This window comes from Thermococcus piezophilus, from assembly GCF_001647085.1.
Classification (GTDB): domain Archaea; phylum Methanobacteriota_B; class Thermococci; order Thermococcales; family Thermococcaceae; genus Thermococcus; species Thermococcus piezophilus.
The window spans coordinates 636,560-659,629 of the sequence record NZ_CP015520.1 but is presented as its reverse complement, the minus strand read 5'-3'; the positions used below and the strand labels follow the sequence as shown (position 1 = coordinate 659,629).

The window sequence follows — 23,070 nt, the reverse complement described above, 5'->3', positions numbered from 1 at the left end:
AAACGTTATCCCGGTGGACTTGATGGTTGAAAACGATAGGTTTCCCTTTGTCACTGTAATCATCCCAGCATATAATGAAGAGAGATACATAGCTAAATGTCTAGAGGAGTGGGTTAATCAGAACTATCCAAAGGATCGCTATGAGATACTGGTCTATGATGGGATGAGCACGGATAGAACAGCGAAGATAGTGAAGAATTTTGAAGAGCATTATTCTAGACTTGTGTACTATAAACTTAATCCAAAGCGAAAGCAGGTGTTTGCTTTTAACATGGGAATACGGGAAGCGAGAGGGGAGTTTTTTATAATCTTTGGTGCACATGCATACCCTGAGAGGGATTTTTTGAAAAAGAGTGTTGAAACATTCTTGGAAGTTAAAAAAAGTGAACCTAAGCTGGCTGGAGTTGGAGGGAAGATAATAAAGCTCTTTGAGAATCGTTTGGCAAAACTTGTGGCATTAATCTATTCCTCTCCTCTTTCTGGAGCAAGTACATTTTGGTATGAGGAGGGGCCCCACTTTGCTAAAACCATTGCGTTTGCGTTGTATGATAAAAAGATAGTAGAAGAGATTGGGGGGTTTGATGAAGATATGCTCACCGGAAACGACTTTGAGTTCAACCTTAGGATAAACAAGCAGGGATATAAGTTGTTCTTTAATCCAGAAATCAAGAGCTACTATTATGCTAGATCTACATGGAAGGGCTTCTTAAAGCAGACGTTCAACTACGGGGCCGTTAAAGCTGTGGCTATCAAAAAGGGTTATTTCTCACCAATGTGGCTGTTTCCTCTAGCGTTTTTGGGCTTTGAGATAAGTATGATTGTCTTGCGTTCCTTAATTTGGATTTTTATGCTTTATTGGCTAGCTCTCTTGGAGGAAGCTATAAGGTTAGGAGTTAAAATGAGAAATTGGAATGCTGTTATCATGCCGCTCATGATGTTCATTTTTCACAATCTAATCTCAATTGGTTTTGTTTCTGGGCTGGTACTTGGAAAGAAATCATTTCGGTGAGGGTAATGAAAGTGGTGATGACAGTGAGCAATCCTTTCAAGCCCGATCCCAGAGTCTACAAAGAGGCCAGAAGCTTGGTTAAACATGGGTATGAAGTCACCATAATAGCGTGGGATAGGGAAGGAAAGTATTCCAAGGAGGAATTATTTGAAGGAATTAAAATAAAGAGGATCAAACTAAAATCAAGATATGGGAACTTTTTAGATTTTGGCCTTAAACTTCCACTGTTTTACATTAAGGCTTTAGTGATTCTCCTAGAGGAGGACTTTGACGTGATTCATACTCATGATTTTGACACCGCTCTTTTAGGGCTCTTTATGAAGATTCTAAAAGGAAGGAGATGGATATACGATGTACATGATCTGTACTTTACATATTTTTCAAATAAGGCACTTAGAAGGATTATAAAAACTTTTGATATTTTGTTTGCTGGATATTCTGATATTGTCTTGGTAGCAACTCAATCCTTAGGAAAGCGATATCAAGGACTTAGAGAATTTTATATCGAGAATGGTATTCACTCTGAAAAAATAGTGACAATCTGGAACGTTCCCTGTCTTAAAGAATTCCTTAACTATGAGAAATTAGATCTCAAAAAATCCAAAAAAATTACAATAGGATTTATTGGATCCATTAGAACACTCACAAATTTTGTCTCACTGTTTGAAGCTATCAAACATGATCCACACTTGTATAAGGTTATTTTTGTAGGTAATGGTAAATATTTAAAAAAACTAAGAAAGATTGTTGAAAATAACTACTCCCAGCTCGACGTAGAGTTTATCGGCCATATTAGTTATAGGTTGATACCAAACTATTACAAACTCTGCGACCTTATACTTGCACTGTATCCCCCGCAAGAAAATGTAAGCAGGGCAATAGCAATAAAGGTTTTTGAATCCGCAGTTTTGGGTATACCTTGCATAGTACCTGCTGGAACCTTGATGGAAGATTTTGTAAAAGAATATCGATGTGGGATAGCCATCAAAGAAGAAATTGAGAATCTTAGAGAGAACATAGTCAAAATCAAAAAAATTAAGTTCAATCCAGAGATCATTCGGAAAAGATGGAACTGGCAAAGAGAAGAGAGGAAACTTATAAAAATATACGAATCAATTGTTAGGGATACGCAAAAGAAGTGAAAAGGTGAGAGTTGACATAATTTCCTAAAAGTTCCCTGTATTACATTAAGAGATAGGACGGAGTGGGTTGAGACGATTGAAGACGGCTGGAACGTCCTGGTCGGAGCCAACAAAGAAAAAATATTAAAAGCCATTAAAGAATTAAATCAAACGGAGAAACATGCTCATACAAATTCGGCAACGGAAAGGCAAGAAAAAGGATAGCAAAATAATCAAAGAAGAAATTGTGGCGCTGCTTAAAACCAACGAGAAGTAATAATCTCCTCATTGAAAAGCTGGCTCAACCTTTGCTAACAAGTAGGCTGGAGGTGGATTGATGTGTGGAATTAACGGATTTTCTTGGAGTGATGAGTCTCTTATTAATAAGATGAATGCCTCAATTCGTCATCGTGGACCTGATGATGAGGGTGTTTATGTGGATGATAATGTTAGCCTTGGTCATGTTAGGCTCGCCATTATTGATCTCTCACCAAGAGGCCATCAGCCTATGAGATATGAAAAAGATGGGAAAGAAGTGTGGATCGTTTACAATGGTGAGATCTATAATTTCATGGAGCTTCGTAAGGAACTGAAGAAAAAAGGTTACACCTTCAATTCAAATACTGATACAGAAGTTATTCTCGCCGCTTATCTGGAATGGGGTTTTGACTGTGTTAAAAAATTTAACGGTATGTGGGCCTTTGCAATCTACGATAAAAGTAGGAACATACTGTTCTTAAGCAGGGACAGGTTTGGAATAAAACCATTATATTACTATTATAATGGTCAGAATATAATCTTCAGCTCTGAAATTAAAGCCATATTGACCCACAACATTGAAAGGAAACCAAACGATGCGATTGTTTTTGATTTTCTATACTACAATCTGCTTGACCATACGGAGGATACTTTTTTTGATGGTATAAAAAAGTTGATGCCAGGTCATAATTGCGTATTTGATTTAGAATCGAGGAACCTGAGGATATGGCGCTATTACGACCTGAAGACGAGAATTTCCACGAGTAAAGTTATCAAAGACAATATTCCAGAGAGGTTTAGAGAAATATTCTTTAAGGCTGTAAAACGAAGACTTATAGCCGATGTCCCAGTTGGGTCTTGCCTCAGTGGAGGGCTCGATAGTTCGAGTATAGTATGTGCTATGAGACATTTAAATCCAGAATCTGAAATAATGACTTTTTCCCTGGTTTTTCCTCGATCAAAATTCGATGAGAGCAAATACCAAAGTAGTGTCGTTCAAAAGTGCTCGGTTAAAAGATTCACTACAACTTTTACAGTAGATGATATCATTAGGGATATTGATGACCTAATATACATTCAGGAAGAACCCTTCCCTACCCTCAGCATTTATGGACAATATATGGTAATGAAACTTGCACATGAAAAAGGTATAAAGGTTCTCCTTGATGGTCAGGGGAGTGATGAAATACTCGCTGGTTATCATTATTTCTTTGGTTATTATTTTGCAGAACTATTCAGGAAACTCCAGTGGAGAGAGTTATTCAGAGAAATAATTGCATATTACACTGTTCATAAATCAACTAGTCCCCTTATAAGCATGATTTTCCATCTTTTTCCTAAATTTATTAAACATCTACTGTGGAAAAGGAGATTTAAATATATTTCTGAGAGTTTTGTTGAAAGGTATAAACACAGAAACTCTAAAGATCTTGTGTGGAGCATTAAAACTCTAAGAGAGGCGTTAATACTTGCGGAGACATACTATTCCCTTCCCCACCTTCTAAGATTTGAGGATAAGAACTCTATGAGATGGAGTATAGAGAGTAGAGTCCCCTTCTGCGATTATGAGTTAGTTGAATACGTTCTTTCCCTTCCGTCTCAGGAAATACTAAAAAAAGGAATTACTAAGAGAGTCCTCAGAGAGGCCTTAAAAGATATACTACCGGAAGATATAAGAAATAGGATCAGTAAGATAGGATTTGCTACTCCTGACAAGGGCTTACTCCGAACAGAACGGGGTTATAGATTTGCCAAATCTATAATTGAATCTGATAGATTTAAAAAGCGAAAATATTGGAAAGCCGATGTAATAAAGAAAATGCTGGAGGAACATTATAGGGGAAAGGAAGATCATTCTCAAGAACTGTGGAAAGTTATAATCTTTAGAACTTTGGCTCAGGGGGTGGTTTGATGGAACGAAGAGTACTTATGATACTTAACAATGGATATATCAATGATCCCAGAGTTACCGCCGAAGCCGAGAGTTTAGTCAGGCATGGTTACAAAGTTAGGGTCATAGCATGGGATAGGAAAAGGCAGTATTCCTCTCATGATATTATCAATGGGGTTGAGGTAATTCGAATTAGAATACCCTATCTTTTGGATAAAATTCTGCCTTTTGAAATACTGAAGTTACCAATATGGCAGACATTGGCATATAAAAAGGCGCTTGATATATACAAAAACTGGAAATTTAAAATTATCCATGTCCATGACTGCCCCGATCTCCTAATAGGTGTTAAACTGAAACAGAAAATCAAAGGGATTTTAATTTATGATTCCCATGAGGTGTGGAATTACATGGTTTTCACCAACAAATTTCCAGAATTTATAGGAGAAGTGTTGTGGAGAGAAAGAAGCATGTTAAAAAGTGTAGATGTTCTTATAACCGTAGGTAGAGGTTATAAAAAATACTTTCTCAGATATGTAGATGATGTTAAAATCATTATGAATGCCAAACATCCAGTGAGTTCGTGGAAACGTCCTAAAATCTTTCCCCTAGTTATTGTATATATTGGAGGTTTTAATAATTTCAGATGTATAAAAGAACTGGCGAGATCCTTATGTAAAATTAAATATCCTGTAGTTGCGATTATTGCAGGGCCTGAATATGCAGATTACAAAGTACTCTTTGAGCGGACTAAGGAATGTGGAGTAAAGTATATCGGGTATGTCCCAAAGTCCCAAGTCATTTCTTTAACCCTAAATTCCAGCGTGGTTTATTACGTGTTTAATCCCAAATCCCCATTATACCAGATAGGTATGCCCAATAAACTGTTTGAAGCAATAACAACTGGAAGAGCATCTATCGCTGGAAAGAACACAGATAGTGGGAGATTTGTTGAAGAGTACAAAATTGGAATTGTTGTTACATGTGCTGAAGAAGAGATAAAAAGGGCTTTAGAGTACCTCATTGAGAATCCGAAGTATATAGTAAAATTTGGAAAAAGAGCTTATTCAATTGGAAGAAAGTATAATTGGGAGTTAGAGGAACAAAAGCTCCTAAAAATCTATGATTTATTAAACACTAGAGCCAATAACATTAATGGTGATTCAAGATGAATCTACAAGTTCTGCTCCAAGAACTAGAACAGAAATTTGGAAAATATACGACTATTGAATATATATTGCCTAGTATTGTGTTTTACTCAGTAGCAGCTGAGTATCTCAACTCTTTTTCTTTAGATAGAACTAAAGTTAGAGTATTGGATGTTGGAAGTTCTTATGGATATGGTGTCTACACCATGTCTAAATTATGTCCGAGCTGTATCCTCACTGGTGTAGATATCAGTAAAACAGCAGTTTCTGTGGCTACGGATGTCTTAAAATCAGAAAATACAAGCTTTGAGGTTGTGGATATGGTAGACACGAAACAAGTTTTGCAATTTATCAAAAAATACGGGAAATTTGACGCAATAACATGTTTTGAAGTTTTTGAACATATACTCCCAAATAAGTCCAGAATGCTGCTTAAAAATCTCAACCTCCTTCTTAAGGATTCAGGATTTCTTTTTATATCCACACCAAATCAGGTTGTGTACGATGTATTTGCCTTCACTAAAGACCATATTAACGAGGTTACATTAGATAAATTTCTTGATGCTCTCAGAGAGTATTTTAATATTCTTGAGGTGTATGGTTCCGATTTACATCCCAAATTGATGATTTCTCTATTTTGGAACCTTGGTCTTGTTGCGAGACAGAAGAACAAGAAAGTGTCGATGCCCAGATATAAGAAATTTTTAAGAAAATTATTACGCACAATATTTGAGCCCAGTGAGTTTTACCTCTCAATACTAAAACAAACTAATTACAGCAGTTATTTGTTGAAAAAATTAGACACATATAAGCTAAATCAAAAGCCTGAAAATTCGTCTTTAATATTTGTAATTGCTAAAAAGAAATAATGAAGATAGTAAGCTCATCATCTGGCTCGAAGCCGAGGAGGTACACGTAGGCCATCCGCGGTTTTATTGGGACATGGAACTCCCCCTTCAGGAGGCCAAGGGCTGCACTGAGCACCAGAATGAGCCCGAGGAGGAGGGTCAGGTAGTCGTTGAGTACCTCCCTGTTTATTTCCCTTAGGATCAGTCCACCGAGGACTATCGCCGGCAGGCTGCCTGCAAAGAGCCTGAGGGCGAGGTCATAGCGTATTCTACCCTTCCTGCGGTGGAAGAACACCCCAAAAACCCTCGTTATAGTGGCGTAGAGCAGATCGGTTCCGACCGCTATCAGTGGCTCGACGCCGAGGAAGATAAGGGAGGGGGTCATTAGGGCTCCTCCACCCACACCGGTAAGACCGACGAGGAACCCCACGAAGAAGCCAAGACTGATAAAAACCAATGCTTCTTCCATTGACCACCTCCTCCGTTATCGTTACGGTAGGTACCCAAGCTCCTTGGCTTTCTGAATGACGAGTTCAGCTTCTTCCTCAGGCGTCATCTTCGAGCTGTCCACTTTAACCTCCGGATTTTCTGGCTCTTCGTAAACGCCATCGTAGCCGGTGAGGCCCTTTATCTCTCCGCGCATGGCCTTCTTGTAGAGCCCCTTCGGGTCGCGCTGAATCCTCACTTCGAGGGGGGCGTAGACGTAGACCTCGATGAAGTCCCCTATTTCTTTCCTAGCGTACTCCCTGACTGCCCTGTAGGGGGAAATCAGCGAGACTATGGCTATAACCCCGTTCTTGCTGAGGAGTTTGGCCATATGGATGACGATTCTGTTATGCATTTCCCTCGCTTCCTTAGAAAAGCCGAGCTCAGGATAGAGCGTCTTCCTTATCGTATCGCCGTCGAGTATCTCCACGCGGTAGCCCATTTCTCTGAGTTTCTTGGCAAGTTTGACAGCTAGAGTAGTCTTTCCGGCACCGCTCGGCCCTGTAAGCCACACCGTAAAGCCCTTCTCAAGGTTTCTCTGCTCCATGCTCACCACCCGTCAAACGATGCTCTTTCCGTTGAGCAACTTTATCATCCCGAAGAGCCTGAGCACGGTTGGGGCAAAGTCGTAGATTGTGAGCTGGGTCTGTTTCGACTCGTCCATGCCTGGGAGATACAGCGAGAACACGCCGTATTCTGCGTGAACTGCATCGTCTGGGCCCAAGTCGTTCTCGAGGAGGTATGGTGTCTTGTATCCAAGGGTTCCCGCTGCTCTCCAGTTCAAGTCATCCAGATAAACCATCATGTCCGGCTTGTCTCCCTTGGCGGTGGGATAGATGTCCTCTGGATAGAACACCTTGGTGTTCCACTTCTCGCCGTTCGGGCCGCGTATGTTCTTTATAAGCTCCGCGACATCGTCTCTAACCTGGTGGAACTTTTCGGGCGGGATTATTCCCTGGGGCTCCCTTCCCTTCACGTTGAGAAAGATCCTCGAGTAGTAGCCGCCCCAGGCCCAGGCCGTAGTTTTGCTCCAGTCAACCTTGAGCTCGTTGAATCTAACCTGTCTGCCTTCTTTCAGTATCTCAGGGTTCTTGATCTTGAGAAGGCCCTCCTCGATGAGCCACTGGTTTATGGCGAAAGCTCCCTTCATGGCCTTTATTCCGTGGTCTGAAACTATGAGCACAGCCGTCTCGTCGAGGTCGAGGAGCTTCAGGGTCTTGCCTATCTCTTTATCTAGGAGCTTATAGTAATCGGGGATGACGTTCCGGTAGGGGTTGTCGTCGCCAGGATAAAGGTGGTGATTCTCGTCGAAGTACTTCCAGAATGCATGGTGAACCCTGTCGAGGCCTATCTCCACGAACTGGAAGTAGTCCCAATTCTTCTCCTCGATTAGGTACCTTATCACTTCGAACCTCTTCTCTGTCATCTCCCAGAGTTGCTCTTTGACTTCGTCGCGGTTCTCCTTTCTGAAGACAACGTCGAAGATGTATTCACCGACGAGACTCTCAATCTCGCCCTTGAGCTCCTTTGGATAGGTGTAGTCTACGCTCGCGTCGGGGGTTATGAAACACGACACGAGCCAGCCGTTTATCGGCTTTGGCGGGTAGCTCGGTGGAATTCCAACGAGAACCGACTTCTTGCCCTTCTCGGCTATGTGATGCCACACAGCCTTCTCTTTTACCATAAGGCTGTGAGCAATCCAGATGTCATTGTAGGTGCCCTTCTTCCTGTGCCTGAAGCCGTACAGACCCAGCTCTCCTGGCGTTTTTCCAGTCGCCATCACCATCCAGGCTGGAATGGTAATGGCTGGAATGGTGCTCTGCATTGGACCATAAATGGAGCGCTCTACGAGCCACTTTATGTTTGGCTGGTCATCCAAAAAGCGACTGAACAAAAGCTCGGGTGGAGCGGAGTCGAGGCCAATGACAAAGACCTTCTTAACGTTCTCCAACCCTCTCTTAACCTTCTCATCAAAGCTCATAACATCACCCCAGGTATTTCTCAACAATCTTGAATGCCTCCTCAACCTTCTTCCTATTACAGACGCATCCCAAAACTTCCCTCTTGCCGCCTGTGTTTGTTCCGAGGATGCGGAGCCTCTCAATGACCTCTGCCATGTTTATCCTTTCGGCTTCCTCCTTCGAGACCCTGAAGTAGAGCTGAGCCTTTCCGTGGAAGTTTTTATTGACAACGACGGCACCTCTAAAGCCCATTTCCCAGACGAGCCTCCTTGCAACCTTGGAGATTATGTTGAACGGACTCTCGAACTCGACTATCGCGAAGCCATTCCTCTCAGCCACGCTTGAGAGGGCTTCCTCTATTATGCGTCTTATCTCATCTGCTCGCTTCACCCACGGCTCATATTCAAGGAGCTCTTTAGTTTCTTGACTGAGCAGAACTGCAACGGCATCTTCAACGGCTTCTCTGTCCACGGCTATGTAGTTCGAGTCCATCAGCTCGACGAGCCTTAAAGCCTCCTCCCTTGATAGGCCTTCCCTATCGAGGAGCTCATTAACGCGAGGAACCTCAAAAGCCCTCTCCCCGATGTCGCCGACTACGCCAAGGGCGCTCCAGGCGTTCCAGAGGCCGAAGTACTCGGAAACTACCAGCGAGGCCGATGGATAATATTCACCGTCGAGTGAGGGGTTAATCTGTTTGACCTTTGGGTTCCTTATCCTCGGCTGCGTGTGATGGTCTATGAAGAGTGTTTCGATATCTACATTCTCCACCTCACCCGGAACGTTGAAGTCCATCACGTAGAGCTTTTCAGCCCCTTCTATTGCTTTCCGGATCCTCTCATCGAAGCGGAACTCGCCTATTTGTGCTGTCATATTTGTGAAGTCTTCTAAACAGAGTGCTCTGACGAGCAAAGCCGCTGAAGTTATTCCGTCCGTGTCCCAGTGATGAACTATTAGATGCACCTAACTCACCCCGCAAAAATAAAAGGGGCTCACTCCACGAAGGGCTTCTCAAAGCTCCTTATGACTTTGTAAACCTCGGGCCTCATCATGTATTCCGGCGGCTGCTCGCCGGCCATTATCATCTTCCTGAGCTTGGTGCCGCTTATGTGGACGTGGAACTCCTTTGGATGAGGGCATATCTTGGCGTTGACCATGCCGCCGCACTTCCTGCAGTAGAAGGCCTCTCTGATGAACATCGGTGTTATGCCGAGGTCAGGGAAGTTCTCGAACATATCCCAGGCCTCGTAGGGCCCGTAGTAGTCGCTGACTCCAGCGTGGTCTCTTCCCACGATGAAGTGCGTTGCTCCAAAGTTCTTCCTCATGATGGCGTGGTGGATGGCTTCCCTCGGGCCAGCATACCTCATTTCATAGCGGACGGTCGCTAAGGTCGCGGCGTTCTTTGGGTAGTAGTGCTCAAATAGCGTCTCGTAGGCCTTGATTATGACATCATCTTTATAATCGCCCTTCTTCTTTTTACCGAGGACGGGGTTGATGAAGATGCCGTCTACAAAGGTTAGCGCCGCCTTCTGGACGTACTCGTGCCCGACGTGGGGGGCGTTCCTCGTCTGGAAGGCAACGATGGTCCTCCAGCCGCGCTCCTTGAAGAGGATCCTCGTCTCGACGGGTCTGAGGGTGTATTTGGCGAAGGGATTTGGAACTTCATTGAGGAGCTCAATCTCGCCGCCGACTAGGTATTTACCTAGGGAATAAACCTTGGCAACGCCCGGATGATTTGGATCAGTGGTTTTGAAGACTTTCTGGGCGAACTCTTTCTTATCATAGGTATATATCTCCTCAACGTGCATCCTTGCAATGGGTATATCCTCGTAGTAGAGCAGAACCGCGTCTCCCACATCAAAGGTCTTTTCCACAATGTCGATCACTATCGGAATAGTCCAGGGGGTATCATCGCTCAGACGCATGTGGTTGAGTACACTTTGGAAATCATCACTTGTGAGAAAGCCTTTCAGGGGAGAATAGACACCATGGGCGATGTTCTCGAGGTCTATCGCCCTTCCGTGGTCGATCTTAACGGAGGGATACTCCTTCTGCTCGCTCAGAATTCTCTCGCGGGTTCTCTCTGCGACGAGCCTTCTAACTAACTTGCCTCCATGGGGCTTCGAGACCATGTTACCACCTCAAAAATTTGGGGAATCAGTCGAGGTAGCCAAGGGCCCTGAGGCGCTCCTTGACCTTTTCCTCTTCCTCTTCGGTGAAGACTTCCTCTTTCTCCTCCTCTTCGAGGCTCGCAAGAACCTCGCGGAGGACGTAGGTAACGTAGTCTGAGACGGAAGTGAATCCAGTGCCCTCTATCCTCTTCTTAATCTTGTCGTAGAGGGGTTTTGGTATGGAAACGGTTGTGTACTTCTTTTCGTCAGCCATCCGATACACCTCCAGTCTTTAATGATATTTAATGACATTTAATTAAATTTCATTAATGCGTATAAGGCTTTCGGTGAGGGGGTATCTTTAAAACCCTCCGGACGTATGTTATGCTGCGATGATGATTGATGGGCGAACCGAGTTGTGAGGAAGGAAAGGTGATCGCTGAGCATACCTTTTTAAGGCCCATTCTCCCACTTTTTCTGGGATGATGATTTCAGCCTTGTCCGAGCTGTGATGAGGGAGTGACGGACTGACCTTTGACCTTATTTTTATGGCAGTTTAATTAGGAGGCTCAAATAAAATTGGAAAACCTAATAAAGTTTGGCGAAAATTCTATGCATGGTAACGTTTAAGTATTGTGTGCATATGCACAAAAATAGGTGATATGATGAGGGATGTCTATAAGCCCATCTGGGTTAGCATCGTCGGCAACGTCCTGTTAGCGCTTATCAAAATTATCGTGGGTCTCTGGTACTCGAGCATAGCAATCATCTCGGACGGCGTTCACTCGCTCTCGGATGTTGTGACGAGCGTTATTGGCTACTTCGGCATAAAGCTCGCCTCCAAGCCACCAGATAAAGATCACCCTTTTGGTCATTCCCGCTTTGAACCCTTGGTGGCGTTTCTCATCGGTGAAGGCCTTGTTATAGTTGCCTATGAGATTGGTAGGGAGGCTTTTTTTAGAATGCTTTACGGAAGCATTGTGGAGGTAAATTCTATTATGCTTGCCATCACGATTCTTTCAATCCTTGCGAAGGAGGCCATGGCGCGCTATTCCATCCACGTCGGCAAGAAGCTCAACAGCCAGATTTTAATAGCCGATGCCTACCACCACAGGAGCGACGCGCTGAGCAGCGTCGCAGTCTTCATTGGGCTGGGAACTCAAAAGCTGGGCTTTGAATATGGTGATGCCCTGGCTGGTCTGGTGGTTGCGGTTTTCCTGGTTAAGGTTTCCTTTGATATCATCCTTGAGAATATTGGCTACCTCACCGGTCAGGCGCCTCCCTTCGAGCTCTGCGAAGAGATAAAGCGCAGAGCTCTGAGCGTTCCTAATGTCCTTGGTGTTCACGATTTGAGGGCGCACTACGTTGGGAGCAGGCTCCACGTCGAGCTGCACATAGAAGTTCCACCCGAGTTGACACTAAAGGAAGCCCACGACATAAGTGAAGATGTGAAGAGGCGCATAGAGGAAATTCCCGAGGTGGATAGGGTCTTCGTGCATGTGGACATAAAGGGGGTTACAAAATAGCTGACAAATAAGAAAGAGAAAAGGATTAGTGGATTATTGCCCTGTTAAATCGTCTGAAGTGGGGCATATCCCCGTTCTTGGGTCGCATGGTGGAAGGCTTCCACTGCTATGGATATAAACATCTCCGTACATACCTGCCAGACTGTACTTGTTGTCCTTATATGGGAACTTGACTTTACTTGAATAGAAAGTTCCGTCCACATACTGGTTTTTGTACTCCTCTTTTAGTTGCAAGTTAAGATGAATTAACGAGAACTGTGTGCTGTCCGTGTTGAATCCTACTCCCATCGCCATGATGAACGGTGCAATTTCAATGTTGTTGTAGTCAAGGGTTCCGAGTACCGCCGCCGACGCTGAGAAGAGGGGAATCGTGTTGGTGGACGACACGAAATCCACGTCGAGTTTTGTCAATCCCCCCTGCTGGCTCTCGTGGATAGTTGGCTCCCAATAGCTGTGGATGAACCACATTGTCCTCTCTCCAATACCCCCATATTGGCTTGGCCACCCATGCTCCACGAACTTCTGTAGGCTCATGTCCTCTTCATCGGGCTTCCCAAGGATTACGTAGGCAACGTCGTTGAGTTTTTGATAAACGAGACCGTCCCACCAGTAAAGCCTGTATTTTGCCAGCACGACGGTGCCCTTGATGCCCGCCCCTATTACAGAGGGGTTGGAAATCTCCGAGCCCCAAATTGTGATGTGGGATTCCGGAATCGTGAGGTCTTCTGTGTTGATACTATAAGAAGTTCCTATTATCTCCGCTTCTGTAGAGGAGCTGCTACCTCCTTTTTGTACGGCCGCGGCTGCAGAGAAGATCAGTTCCAGACTCTGGGTGGTCCTCTGCCGATACATTGTAGTTACGGTAATCCCGTTTATCTTGCTTGTGTCACCAGTGACTTGGAGGGCAACCAGGGGTATTATCGTGTTGGATTTTGAGACTATGACCTGCTCTAGTTTCCATACAAGGCAAACTTGGTAGCATGACCCAGTCCACCGATCACATTTCCAGTAGCACTGATCATAGTCAAAGCTTGGCGGCCAGTTTTCTGTGGTTGCTGAAATACTGTTGCCCTTAATCTTTTGGAGTTCTATTGATTTTAGCTTCCCCTCTATCTGATTTTTGGTGTAGAGAATTTTAGAGCTCCCTCTGGGTAGCTTCACCTGAATGCTCCTCTTGTCAAGTACTTCCCCCACATTAATCGGCACCGCTTTTATGAAGTATTGCACGTTGTTGTTTTCATCTCGGAGGGTTCCCAAGAGCAGAAGTGATGCCGACACCGCTCTGGAATCGAGCTTGGCACTTTTCAAGTAAGAACCCCAGAGTTTCATTGCTTTAGTGAGCTGGCTGTAGCTTATTTTTATCTTATCCTGTCCTGAGAAAGTTCCAAGTTCCATCAGAGAACCATTTGGAAGAAGGATTGACGCCGTAACTATCCCGTATCCCTTCTCCGGAAGCTCAATCTCAAGGCTGGGGTTGAGTATGAAGTTCCGCTTGTATTCAACCTTTGCTCCAAGATACTCCTTGGAGTCTATTGGGATGTTATATACTGCAGCTCCCGAGGCTATGCTTCCCAAGAATAAAACTACTATCAGTACTATAATAGTTTTTTTCATAACACCCTCTCAATATTACAATTCGGAATCGTTCTTAAAAACTTTTTGATACTATAAAAAGAGAAGTGCCTAATACGAAAACAATAACTTCCGATTTTAGTACTTCCACTACAACGTCAATCCTCTTGTGGTCTTCTTGTATCCTTGTGTCTAAGATTAATGTTTACACTAAATCATAGCTTGATAGAATGAACCGTTACCTCCCTCAAATCTCCCAAGAACTTCTCCAAATGCTCCCTCTTGACGTGGGGCATCATGACTATTCTTATGTAACCGCGATGGGCGCTGATTCCCCAGCCACGTCTCTTCAGCTCCTTCTCGACATCTTCGAGGTTCTTCGTTCCGAAGGAGACTATGTTGAGCATAGGTTCCCTTATCAGGTAAACCCCTGGTATCTTCTTTATCTGCTTTGCAAACCACCTGCTCAGCTCCATTGCGCGCTTCACTACCTCCTTGTAGCCCTCAAAGCCGAGGTGCTTTATCAGGGCCCACACTGCCAGAGCATTTGCTCCAGGCCGTGTCCCTGTTATCGTCGCCTGCCACACCTTTCCCCCGGCCAGATAGGGCGCGGGCACGCTTATCGCCTCTAGGAACTTCTTTTTTCTGAAGATTATTCCACCTGCGGGAATCGGGGCCATTCCCATCTTGTGGGGATCTATGGTTATGCTCTGCACACCTTTAAGCCTGAAGTCGAAGTCGGGGAGATCATAACCCAGGGCCTTGGCGAAGGGAATCACGAAGCCTCCGAAGGCAGCATCAACGTGGAGGGGGATTCCGTAATCGAGGGCCAGGTCGCTCAAAGCTGGGATGTCATCAACAACACCCAGTCCGGTGGTTCCTGCTATCCCGACTATCCCGATAGTGCCCTCGGTTATTTTAGCTTCGACGTCCTTAACATCAACCGAGTAATCATCCTTCAACTCGGCCCAGACAAGCTTGACGCCGAGCATCTCGCTTGCCTTGAGGAAGGAGAAGTGGGCGCTCTTTGGGAGGATAAGCTCCGGCTTTTCAACGTCGGCTAGGTTGCGGAAGGCCCTCACGGCCAGGATGTTTGCCTCTGTTCCTCCAGAGACGATGTTCCCGTAGCCCTTCTCGAGCCCCAGGAGACTAGAGAGCATCTCCACGGCTTCTTCTTCTATTTTCTGGCTTCCGACGTGAAGGCCCGGGTCGCCGAGGTTCCTGTCGATGTACTTCATGACAATTTTCTGAGCGAAGGGATGGGGATACGTGCACATTGAGCCGAGAATCCGCCCAGAACCAAAGGTTAAATCCTCTGCCGTTTTCTCCTCCAGCTCTGCTAAAACTTCTTCCTCGCTCGCGCCTTTCCTCGAGAACATGGTCTCACCAGCCTGGCACTACTCCACACTCCTCAATTTAAGCTTTTGCCCTTTTGATGTAGGTCTTAAAGAACAAGGGTGTTGTTAAGGCTGTCATCATGGAGACGACTATGACGCTCGCAAAAATGGTCTGATCGATGAGCCCTGTGTTGAGGCCGAAGGTGAGTATCGCCAGATCCAGGCTTCCCCTGCCCCCCATGCCTATGCCAACGAGGATTGAGTCCTTCCAGCTCAGGCCGAAGAGCCTGCTCCCCAGCCCACAGCCGATGAGTTTTCCAAGAACCGCCGCCAGGTAAAGCGTTCCTATCAAGGCCAGGCTGATGCTCGCTAACGGCGGGTTGAACATCAGTCCGACGTAGATAAAGAACAGCGGTATGAAAAACTCCGTGAGGACAACTTGCAGGTCCTCTATCAGCTCATTGAGCTTTATCCTCGTAACGACAAGGGGGTCCTTCCTCTCGCGAAGTCTGCTTATCGTGAGTCCTGCCAGGTATGCTCCTATTATTTGGTTAAGACCGACCTTCTCAGCTATTATCGCCAGAGAGAACGTCAGTATGAGTGTGAATGTGAAAAATACGTTGAGGTTCTTGACTATCGAGTAGAACCAGTGGGAGCGTTTGAAAACGAGTTCGGAGATTAGGAGTATTATTGCTATGAACAGGAATATCTTGATGGTCAGTATCCCAAGGGAACGGGCATCCAAGCTACCCTTAGTCATTGCTGTGATGATGCCTATGAGGTAAACCGCGAGTATGTCATCGACGAAGGCTGCACCCATGAGGATGGACGAGATCTCCCGTTTAACGCGCTCTTTGACGAGGATACTGCTCGTGACTTCTATAGCAGTGTTTCCGAGAGTTACCCCAACAAAAATTGCCGCTGAGGTGCTCTTCCCGAAGAACTCTACTGTAGCGAAACCAAGGATAAAGGAGAAAGCCACGCCAAGGACTGCAACCATTACAGCTTTTTTGGTGTTCTGGGCTATTGCCGAGAAGTTGCTGGTGAGACCCATGTAAAGCATCATCATTATCAGGCCGAACTCCGCCAGAACGCTGAGCTCGGAAGTCGGCTCTATGAGTCCGAGGACGAATGGCCCCAGCGTTATTCCGGTCAGGACGTGGGCTATGATGGGATGTATCTCTACCCTCTCAACGAGCCACTCGATGCTCTTTGCTGTGACGAGTAGAATGGCAAGGGCCGCCAGAAAGTCCACATCATCCCCTCCTTGCAATCAGAGCGCCTATTATCCAGAGAACCATCAGGACTACTGAGAGAACCATCACAAGTGTTGCCCCCCTACTAGTACCGAAGACTATCGGAATCGGGCCTATCATTATAACTCCGCCGCCCTCAACCTCGGCCTCTCCACCTGCGCTCAGCAGGGTTCCAATAAAGACTAGGAAGAAGCCTAGGAATATCATACCCATTCCAAGAGCTATGAGCAGGGTCCCCTTCTCCATACATCAAGGGTTTCTCCTTTTGGCTTTTTAAAGCTTTAACCCAAAGAATTAAAATGGAGCTCTCCAATCATTTAACATGCTCGTGCTTGTTGACCTCGACGATACTCTCTGCAACACCTGGGATGCTGGAAAGTACACGCTCATTCGCTTGATACCTTTCCTTCTCAAACGGGGGAAGTTCAAGTCTTTCTTCTACATAATCACCGCCCGCTATAGGGAGCTCGAGCAGTCGCGGGAGTTTCACATGATGGACCTCGATAAAATTCTGGAGAAGCTCCTCGGAAAGGTCTACGCGAGCATAACCCCCGAAGAGTTCGAGGAGATAATGAGCCTCGTTGATAGAGTCTTCTTTTCGAATCTTAAGCTCTATCCCGATGCCCTCCCCTTTCTTCAGGGGCTCAGGGATATGGGAGCCAAAATAGTGCTCATAACGGACTCCTCGAGCTACTGGCAAAGAAAGAAGCTCGAGTACCTCGGCATAAAGGACTACTTCGATGCCATCATAATCAGCGGCGAGACCGGCCACAGCAAGCTCGATCCCCACAACTTCCGTTTGGCTAGGAGCAAGTTCCCCCGCGAAGAGGAGGTCTACATGGTCGGCGACAGGGACGACACCGACATGAGGGGCGGTGAGGACATTGGTGCAGTTACTATACTCGTAAAGAGAGGCTACTTCAAGGGAAGACATCACAAACACGCAGATTACGTTGTTAACGACCTGATCGAGGCTCTAAGGGTGATCAAGGATGAGCATGAAAAGCGAGCTGAAGCGTAAGTCCCTTCACCTCACTGGCGTGTTGGTTCCGGTTTCGTATCTGCTTTTTGGAAAGGACGCGACACTCACTTTGATTGGGGTAGCCTTTTTCGTATTCGTCGTCCTTGAGCCATTCAGGATAATCGAGGCGCTCAGGGACAGAATCAAAGAGCGGCTCAGGCTCTATGTCTACGACGATGTCATTGAGCGCGTGGAGAAGCTTGAGAGGCAGATAGACGAGATAACGCGTGAGCACGAGCGATACCGCGTCGCGGCTCACATATACTTCGCGGCGGCCGCATTTATAGTGGTTTATTTCTTCCCAAAAAACATAGCCATCGGAGCTATAACCGTGGCCACCATCGGCGATGCCCTTGCAGCTATAATTGGGAAGTCCTTCGGAAGACACCGCTTTAAAAACGGTAAGAGCGTTGAGGGAAGCCTCGCCTACTTCCTCTCCGGTGTGTTCATCCTTTGGCCGCTCGTTGGTCTCCCTCTGGCAGTTGTTGGTTCGCTCGCGGGGATGGTTGCTGAGTTCTATAACCTGTTGCCCGATGACAACTTCTCGAACCAGCTGGCGATAGCTGTGGTGCTCTATCTCGCGAACGCTCTTGTCCTTTGAAGCTCCAATAGATAAAGAAGAACAGAAAAGGGGAAAGGTTCACTCTATCGCAACCTTCGCGAAGGTGGTGAAGTTATCTGCGTCGGTCCACTCCTCTCCAGGTGCTCTGTCGTGAATGCTCGGGTCTTCTGGGAGGCTGTCAACTGCTGAGTCCCCAGTCCCCTGACCTGTCACATAGGCTACAATGTATATCTCAGAGGGCTTTCCTCCAAGGGCCTTCCACGGAATAGCTATCTCGAGAGTCCGTCGTCCGTTCTCTCCGCCAGTATAAGCGTAGAAGCCCGTCCACTTGAGGTCGTTGTATATCCAGGAGCTTCTGTTCCAGAGCACGAGCTGGGCGCTGGAGATATTATTTGTTCCCTTGTCTTGGTCGAACGGCCCATTCCAGTAGAAGTAGAGCTGGGCGTTGATGCCCCTGCTGAAGCTGACCTTCCTGGCCCAGCTGTCCTGGCTAGTGGTGTAGCCGTCCTCCTTATAGTCGAGGGAAATACCGTAGGCAATCCTCCAGGAGGCCTTGTTCTCCGTGGTGAGCGCTATGTAGAAAAACTGGCCGTCGTAGTCCACGTAGAGCGCCTTGAGGTTCGCACCGTCCTGGCCGAAGCCGGTAGTGTCCTCCGCAACTGGCTCAACGCTCCAGTCGTCAAGGCTGCCGTCTATTTTCTTAGTGAGGTTCTTGGCGAGCTCTTCCATCTCTTTCTGCTTCTCCAGCTCACCGCTCTTGGCCCTCTCGATCATGGCCTCGAGGTCTCTTACCATTTTCTTGAGGCCCGTGTAGGAGAGGTATATCTTGAGCGAGGCGCTGAAAGCGTAGTTCGGCAGGTCTATCATGGACTTGCCCTCGTTGTAGAGCTTCAGCAGATCCATCAGCTCGGAATCGTACTGCTCAAGCTTCTTAGCCATCTCATCGGTGAGGGGCATGTTCCTGAGCCCGGTGGCAAGTTCCTGATAGAGGGTGTAGTCCCTCTCGAAATTCCTTATGCCATAGAACCTGTTGATCATGACGAAGGTGTTCTGGTACTGGATGAGCCTCTGCACCTTGACACTAACAAGGCCAGCGCTCTCGATGATGTTATCCATGGTTATGCGGACGAAGTAGTCCGGGATATTGTCCACCAGCTCCTGGGTGGTAGTTGGCTCGAGGGTAATGGTGTCAACGATATCGCTGTTGCCGTCGTTGGCGAACGAGTCTCCGAAGTTCCAGACAACTGGGCCGTAGCTGAAGCCGGTGGCAACCTGGAAGTTGAAGCTCCTTGCTCCCTCGAAGACGCTTAGGGGAACCCTAACTTCGATGGTGTTCTGGGTGAGGTCAACTCCAACGAGAGCCCCGTCCACGGAGATAACGTTTCCTTCAGGGTCAACGAAGTAGAGTAGCGAAGTAACGCTGTTGCCTGCTGAAGTCACGGCCTGCTCTTGGCCAACATACTGGCTTCCGCCAAGGTTTATCGCCATCTGAATGTCCCATGCTATAACAGTGTCGGTGTCCATTTTACCGGCAAACAGGTATGCATCGCCGTCCTTGTAGTCTATCGGGACCGCTATGAAAGTCGCGCCGTTGTCTCCTATCTTTATGTTGCTCATGTCCGCGAACGTGAAGAGGAAGTAAACGTACCTGTCGTCTTTGGTTACGCCGACTTCGGTGAGGTCTGCGTGGGAGGATTTGCCGCCTGGCAGATATGGATCCTTGTCATGCCTCTGATCGTCAAGGGTGTCTTTCCAGATGAAGAAGCCGTTCTGGACGGTGTAGGAGTTGGACTCAAAGGTAACTGTCAGCCAGTCATCGGGGTTTCCGTCAACGTCGATGTTGCCGACCCATACAACGTCAACGCTCATGGTGAACTCGTTGTTGTCCTCGTTTGCCTCGGCTATGGCGTTCTCCTCGTCAACGACGGCCCTTATGATATAGGTTCCGGTAGCGTTGGGCATCCAGTTGAAGAGGAACCAATTCTCCTCTCCTGCTCCTAGGTCGGTCGTCCAGTTGGCGTAGAGGTTTCCGTTGATGTAGACTTTGATTGTAACATTGCTCGCGGAGACGGAGCCTTTGTTCTCGACGGTGACTTTGTACTCAGCGAGCCTGTTGAGGCCCACAACACTCGGGCCGTGGGGGGCAACAGTTAGTTCTGGCATGGGGATAAACATCTCAAGGGAGGCAAGGCTTGTGAACGTATCGGCGTCGTTCCATTCGTCTGTGTTGTCCTCGAGTGCTGAATCCACGGTACGGAGGAAACTGCACTTCCACTTCCACCAGTTATCCAGGTTATAACTGCGAAGTTCCCCTTCTTGCCTCCGAGGGCATCCCATGGTATTCTAATTTCAATGGTCTGAAGACTAACTGAGGTATCACCAGTGTAGTTAATTAAATACCCTGGGAAGCTATTCTGCCAGTCATATAACCATGCACCGTTTTCGTATTTTATTAGCTGCATGCCCTCATTTGCTCCAAAGTTGAACTCCAGCCTTCCAGCCCCGTCGTTCCACCATCCATAAAGCTCGTAGTCTATGGCATAACGCATCTAAAACCTATGTTTTTGCCCCAAGCGTCGCTTGTTCCGGTATAACCGTTTTCAGTTCCTGGGTCAACGTCAATACCGACTCCATAGCTAAGTCCCCAGTTGGCGGTGTTGTTGGTTTTTATGGCTATGTAGAGGTACTGGTCATCTCATGCAACGTAAAGCTGGTCGAGGTTTCCTCCCGCGATACCATTTTCCTTTCGGTGGCTATCAAATCGGCTGAGGTCCAATCAAAAAAGCTTCCGTCGATTATCTTCTCCCCGTATCTGGCGCTTACCATTTTAGTTGCCGGAACTAAACTTAAAAAAGCAAAACCCTCATCAAAATTCCAAGGCCTTTCCTCATAGGATTCACCTCGGGTGATATCTGTTCACCATTGATGATACCTGTGCATAGAATATTTATATACCTTTTCCGATATCACCGGTAGTGATAATGGTTTTGGGGTGCATCGATGGTCAATTTCATCTTTGGAATACACAACCATCAGCCTCTCGGCAACTTCGGATGGGTGTTTGAGAGTGCTTACGATCGCTCCTATCGCCCGTTTATGAAAATTCTCGAGGAGTATCCAGGAATGAAAGTCGCAGTCCACATAAGCGGCCCCTTGCTGGAGTGGCTTGATAAGAACAAGCCGGAGTACATTGACTTCCTCCGCTCGCTGGTGAGGAAGGGTCAGCTTGAGATAGTCGTGGCAGGTTTTTACGAACCAGTCCTTGCTGCCATCCCGAAAGAAGACCGTATAGAGCAGATTAGGCTTCTCAAGGACTTTGCCAAAAAGCTGGGCTACGATGCCAAGGGGGTCTGGCTCACCGAGCGTGTCTGGCAGCCGGAGCTGGTTAAGAGCCTCCGTGAGGAGGGGATAGATTACGTCATAGTTGACGACTACCACTTCATGAGCGCGGGTCTGTCAAAGGAGGAACTCTTTTGGCCGTATTACACAGAGGACTGTGGTGAGGTCATAGCAGTCTTCCCGATAGACGAGAAGCTCCGCTACCTCATCCCCTTCAGGCCGGTGGAGAAAACTCTGGAGTACCTCCACAGCCTTGAGGACGGAGACGAGAGCAAGGTTGCGGTCTTCCACGACGACGGCGAGAAGTTCGGCGTCGGGCCTGGAACCTACGAGTGGGTTTACAAGAAGGGCTGGCTCAGGGAATTCTTCGACAGGGTTTTGAGCGACGAGAGGATAAACCTGATGCTCTATTCAGAGTATCTCCAGCGTTTCAAGCCAAAAGGTCTGGTATACATACCAATCGCTTCATACTTTGAGATGAGCGAGTGGTCACTTCCAGCGAAGCAGGCCAAGCTCTTCGTCGAGTTTGTAGAGGGGCTGAAGGAGCGCGGCCAGTTCGAGAAGTACCGCGTCTTCGTCAGGGGCGGCATCTGGAAGAACTTCTTCAAGTACCCGGAGAGCAACTACATGCACAAGAGGAGGCTCATAGTGAGTAAGCTCGTTAGGGACAATCCGGAGGCGAGGAAGTTTATCTTCAAAGCTCAGTGCAACGATGCCTACTGGCACGGCATCTTTGGCGGTGTTTACCTTCCTCCCTGAGGAGGACAGTCTGGGAGAGCATAATAAGGGCCCAGAGCTACGTTTCCACTGGAAACCTCGTGAAGGATATAGATTTCGATGGCAGTGAGGAGGTCTTCATTGAGAGTGAGAACTTCTTCGCCGTCTTCAAGCCCTTCTACGGTGGGGCACTCTTTGAGCTCAGCTCCAAGAAAAAAGCGGTGAACTACAACGACGTTTTGGCGAGGAGATGGGAGCACTACCATGAGGTTCCAGAGGCAGCTACGCTGGAGGAAGGGGGTGACGAAGGAGTTGCTAGCATACACGAGGTCAGAAAGAAGATACCTGATGAGATAAAGCGCGAGCTTGCCTACGGCAGTCACTTAAGGGCTATCCTGCAGGACCACTTCCTCTCCGCTGAAACGAGCCTCGATGACTACAGGCTTGTGCGCTACACTGAGCTTGGAGACTTCATTGATAATTTCTATGAGTTCGAGCTTATGGATGGCGCAGTAAAGCTCTGGCGCGACGGAAACGTTGCCGGGAGCCCCATGAGGGTCGAGAAAACGGCAAAGCTGGCCGAGGACGGCTTTGTTGCCGATTACTCCGTGAAGAGCGAGGCCAGAGCGCTGTTTGGCGTCGAGCTGAACTTGGCCGTCCACAGTGTCATGGAGGAGCCGGATGAATTCGATGCCAGGAAGATAGAATTGAACGACCCATACGGCATCGGAAAGGTGGAAATAAAGCTAGACAGAAAAACTAAAGTCTGGAAGTTCCCGATAAAGACCCTTTCCCAGAGCGAGGCCGGCTGGGACTTCATCCAGCAGGGCGTCAGCTATACTGTGCTCTTCCCAGGTGATGGAGAGCTGAAGTTCAGGCTCCGCTTTGAGGAGTTGTGAGGGGGCCTAAG

20 protein-coding genes and 2 pseudogenes are annotated in these 23,070 nt (G+C 47.0%); 10 read left to right on the top strand and 12 right to left on the bottom strand.

Going from position 1 to position 23,070, the window contains the following annotated elements; translation table 11 throughout:
* Positions 1–22: 22 nt before the first annotated feature.
* The 6 genes from A7C91_RS03580 to A7C91_RS03560 all read left to right on the top strand — a co-directional run bounded on the left by A7C91_RS03580 (position 23) and on the right by A7C91_RS03560 (position 6,296).
* On the top strand, positions 23–1,009 hold the full coding sequence (locus A7C91_RS03580) for a glycosyltransferase (protein WP_068664974.1): 987 nt from the start codon (positions 23–25) through the stop codon (positions 1,007–1,009).
* Positions 1,010–1,014: 5 nt separating this feature from the next.
* Positions 1,015–2,151: a glycosyltransferase gene (locus tag A7C91_RS03575; protein ID WP_082871978.1), complete on the top strand. Its 1,137-nt coding sequence runs from the start codon at positions 1,015–1,017 to the stop codon at positions 2,149–2,151.
* Positions 2,152–2,190: 39 nt separating this feature from the next.
* Positions 2,191–2,355 carry a UDP-N-acetylglucosamine 2-epimerase gene (locus tag A7C91_RS10725; RefSeq protein WP_324609530.1) on the top strand — a complete coding sequence of 55 codons (165 nt, stop codon included), beginning with the start codon at positions 2,191–2,193 and terminating at the stop codon, positions 2,353–2,355.
* Positions 2,356–2,467: 112 nt separating this feature from the next.
* A complete protein-coding gene (asnB, locus tag A7C91_RS03570; protein WP_082871977.1) occupies positions 2,468–4,300 on the top strand; it encodes an asparagine synthase (glutamine-hydrolyzing) in 1,833 nt (610 codons plus the stop codon).
* A complete protein-coding gene (locus tag A7C91_RS03565; protein ID WP_068664970.1) occupies positions 4,300–5,451 on the top strand; it encodes a glycosyltransferase in 1,152 nt (383 codons plus the stop codon). Before asnB ends, A7C91_RS03565 begins: the two co-directional genes overlap by 1 nt.
* Positions 5,448–6,296, top strand: coding sequence for a class I SAM-dependent methyltransferase (locus A7C91_RS03560; protein ID WP_068664968.1), 849 nt, complete (start codon positions 5,448–5,450; stop codon positions 6,294–6,296). Before A7C91_RS03565 ends, A7C91_RS03560 begins: the two co-directional genes overlap by 4 nt.
* Positions 6,297–6,324: 28 nt before the next feature.
* On the opposite strand, the pseudogene A7C91_RS03555 reads toward A7C91_RS03560, so the two are convergent.
* The 6 genes and pseudogenes from A7C91_RS03555 to A7C91_RS03530 form a co-directional block, all read right to left on the bottom strand.
* Positions 6,325–6,744 (bottom strand): annotated as a pseudogene (locus tag A7C91_RS03555) (sulfite exporter TauE/SafE family protein); the annotation flags it as partial.
* Positions 6,745–6,765: 21 nt separating this feature from the next.
* Positions 6,766–7,308: an adenylyl-sulfate kinase gene (gene cysC, locus A7C91_RS03550; protein WP_068664966.1), complete on the bottom strand. Its 543-nt coding sequence runs from the start codon at positions 7,306–7,308 to the stop codon at positions 6,766–6,768.
* 12 nt (positions 7,309–7,320) lie between these two features.
* On the bottom strand, positions 7,321–8,742 hold the full coding sequence (locus tag A7C91_RS03545) for an alkaline phosphatase family protein (RefSeq protein WP_068664964.1): 1,422 nt from the start codon (positions 8,740–8,742) through the stop codon (positions 7,321–7,323).
* 4 nt (positions 8,743–8,746) lie between these two features.
* Positions 8,747–9,682: a DHH family phosphoesterase gene (locus tag A7C91_RS03540; protein ID WP_068664962.1), complete on the bottom strand. Its 936-nt coding sequence runs from the start codon at positions 9,680–9,682 to the stop codon at positions 8,747–8,749.
* A gap of 29 nt (positions 9,683–9,711) precedes the next feature.
* Positions 9,712–10,851 (bottom strand): sulfate adenylyltransferase, encoded by a 1,140-nt coding sequence (gene sat, locus A7C91_RS03535; protein WP_068664960.1) that lies wholly within the window; start codon positions 10,849–10,851, stop codon positions 9,712–9,714.
* Between the two features lie 25 nt (positions 10,852–10,876).
* Entirely contained in the window at positions 10,877–11,104 is a 228-nt protein-coding gene (locus A7C91_RS03530; RefSeq protein ID WP_012572670.1) for a ribbon-helix-helix domain-containing protein, read from the bottom strand.
* A gap of 391 nt (positions 11,105–11,495) precedes the next feature.
* On the opposite strand from A7C91_RS03530, the gene A7C91_RS03525 reads away from it, so the two are divergent.
* Positions 11,496–12,356 carry a cation diffusion facilitator family transporter gene (locus tag A7C91_RS03525; protein WP_068664958.1) on the top strand — a complete coding sequence of 287 codons (861 nt, stop codon included), beginning with the start codon at positions 11,496–11,498 and terminating at the stop codon, positions 12,354–12,356.
* 33 nt (positions 12,357–12,389) lie between these two features.
* Here A7C91_RS03525 and A7C91_RS03520 read toward each other — a convergent pair whose 3' ends face one another.
* The 4 genes from A7C91_RS03520 to A7C91_RS03505 all read right to left on the bottom strand — a co-directional run bounded on the left by A7C91_RS03520 (position 12,390) and on the right by A7C91_RS03505 (position 16,767).
* A complete protein-coding gene (locus A7C91_RS03520) occupies positions 12,390–13,970 on the bottom strand; it encodes a hypothetical protein (RefSeq protein WP_068664956.1) in 1,581 nt (526 codons plus the stop codon).
* Positions 13,971–14,143: 173 nt separating this feature from the next.
* A complete protein-coding gene (mfnA, locus tag A7C91_RS03515; protein WP_068664954.1) occupies positions 14,144–15,307 on the bottom strand; it encodes a tyrosine decarboxylase MfnA in 1,164 nt (387 codons plus the stop codon).
* Positions 15,308–15,344: 37 nt separating this feature from the next.
* The gene (locus A7C91_RS03510) at positions 15,345–16,520 is read right to left on the bottom strand and encodes a cation:proton antiporter (protein ID WP_068664952.1); all 1,176 of its coding nucleotides are present in this window, start codon (positions 16,518–16,520) and stop codon (positions 15,345–15,347) included.
* A gap of 1 nt (position 16,521) precedes the next feature.
* Positions 16,522–16,767, bottom strand: coding sequence for a TIGR00304 family membrane protein (locus A7C91_RS03505; protein ID WP_068664950.1), 246 nt, complete (start codon positions 16,765–16,767; stop codon positions 16,522–16,524).
* A gap of 76 nt (positions 16,768–16,843) precedes the next feature.
* On the opposite strand from A7C91_RS03505, the gene A7C91_RS03500 reads away from it, so the two are divergent.
* Both A7C91_RS03500 and A7C91_RS03495 read left to right on the top strand, forming a co-directional pair.
* Positions 16,844–17,542 carry an HAD family hydrolase gene (locus A7C91_RS03500; protein WP_068664948.1) on the top strand — a complete coding sequence of 233 codons (699 nt, stop codon included), beginning with the start codon at positions 16,844–16,846 and terminating at the stop codon, positions 17,540–17,542.
* A complete protein-coding gene (locus A7C91_RS03495) occupies positions 17,514–18,143 on the top strand; it encodes a diacylglycerol/polyprenol kinase family protein (protein ID WP_068664946.1) in 630 nt (209 codons plus the stop codon). The genes A7C91_RS03500 and A7C91_RS03495 overlap by 29 nt, the downstream gene beginning before the upstream one ends.
* Before the next feature lie 39 nt (positions 18,144–18,182).
* On the opposite strand, the gene A7C91_RS03490 is transcribed toward A7C91_RS03495, so the two are convergent.
* Together A7C91_RS03490 and A7C91_RS11620 are read right to left on the bottom strand one after the other, a co-directional pair.
* Positions 18,183–20,267 (bottom strand): CARDB domain-containing protein, encoded by a 2,085-nt coding sequence (locus tag A7C91_RS03490; RefSeq protein ID WP_234394460.1) that lies wholly within the window; start codon positions 20,265–20,267, stop codon positions 18,183–18,185.
* On the bottom strand, positions 20,255–20,653 hold the full coding sequence (locus A7C91_RS11620; RefSeq protein ID WP_234394459.1) for a hypothetical protein: 399 nt from the start codon (positions 20,651–20,653) through the stop codon (positions 20,255–20,257). The genes A7C91_RS03490 and A7C91_RS11620 overlap by 13 nt, the downstream gene beginning before the upstream one ends.
* Before the next feature lie 451 nt (positions 20,654–21,104).
* Here A7C91_RS11620 and A7C91_RS03485 point away from each other — a divergent pair.
* Positions 21,105–23,059, top strand: a pseudogene (locus A7C91_RS03485) (alpha-amylase/4-alpha-glucanotransferase domain-containing protein).
* Positions 23,060–23,070 lie beyond the last annotated feature (11 nt).

Excerpts from the sequence above, each read along its gene's own strand:
- cysC (WP_068664966.1), bottom strand. The coding sequence starts at position 7,308 with ATGGAGCAGAGAAACCTTGAGAAGGGCTTTACGGTGTGGCTTACAGGG.
- A7C91_RS03565 (WP_068664970.1), top strand. The coding sequence starts at position 4,300 with ATGGAACGAAGAGTACTTATGATACTTAACAATGGATATATCAATGAT.
- A7C91_RS03495 (WP_068664946.1), top strand. The coding sequence starts at position 17,514 with ATGAGCATGAAAAGCGAGCTGAAGCGTAAGTCCCTTCACCTCACTGGC.
- asnB (WP_082871977.1), top strand. The coding sequence starts at position 2,468 with ATGTGTGGAATTAACGGATTTTCTTGGAGTGATGAGTCTCTTATTAAT.
- A7C91_RS03580 (WP_068664974.1), top strand. The coding sequence starts at position 23 with ATGGTTGAAAACGATAGGTTTCCCTTTGTCACTGTAATCATCCCAGCA.
- A7C91_RS03490 (WP_234394460.1), bottom strand. The coding sequence starts at position 20,267 with ATGCCAGAACTAACTGTTGCCCCCCACGGCCCGAGTGTTGTGGGCCTC.
- A7C91_RS03560 (WP_068664968.1), top strand. The coding sequence starts at position 5,448 with ATGAATCTACAAGTTCTGCTCCAAGAACTAGAACAGAAATTTGGAAAA.
- sat (WP_068664960.1), bottom strand. The coding sequence starts at position 10,851 with ATGGTCTCGAAGCCCCATGGAGGCAAGTTAGTTAGAAGGCTCGTCGCA.
- A7C91_RS03505 (WP_068664950.1), bottom strand. The coding sequence starts at position 16,767 with ATGGAGAAGGGGACCCTGCTCATAGCTCTTGGAATGGGTATGATATTC.
- mfnA (WP_068664954.1), bottom strand. The coding sequence starts at position 15,307 with ATGTTCTCGAGGAAAGGCGCGAGCGAGGAAGAAGTTTTAGCAGAGCTG.
- A7C91_RS03525 (WP_068664958.1), top strand. The coding sequence starts at position 11,496 with ATGAGGGATGTCTATAAGCCCATCTGGGTTAGCATCGTCGGCAACGTC.
- A7C91_RS03520 (WP_068664956.1), bottom strand. The coding sequence starts at position 13,970 with ATGAAAAAAACTATTATAGTACTGATAGTAGTTTTATTCTTGGGAAGC.
- A7C91_RS03545 (WP_068664964.1), bottom strand. The coding sequence starts at position 8,742 with ATGAGCTTTGATGAGAAGGTTAAGAGAGGGTTGGAGAACGTTAAGAAG.
- A7C91_RS03500 (WP_068664948.1), top strand. The coding sequence starts at position 16,844 with ATGCTCGTGCTTGTTGACCTCGACGATACTCTCTGCAACACCTGGGAT.
- A7C91_RS03530 (WP_012572670.1), bottom strand. The coding sequence starts at position 11,104 with ATGGCTGACGAAAAGAAGTACACAACCGTTTCCATACCAAAACCCCTC.
- A7C91_RS03575 (WP_082871978.1), top strand. The coding sequence starts at position 1,015 with ATGAAAGTGGTGATGACAGTGAGCAATCCTTTCAAGCCCGATCCCAGA.
- A7C91_RS11620 (WP_234394459.1), bottom strand. The coding sequence starts at position 20,653 with ATGCGTTATGCCATAGACTACGAGCTTTATGGATGGTGGAACGACGGG.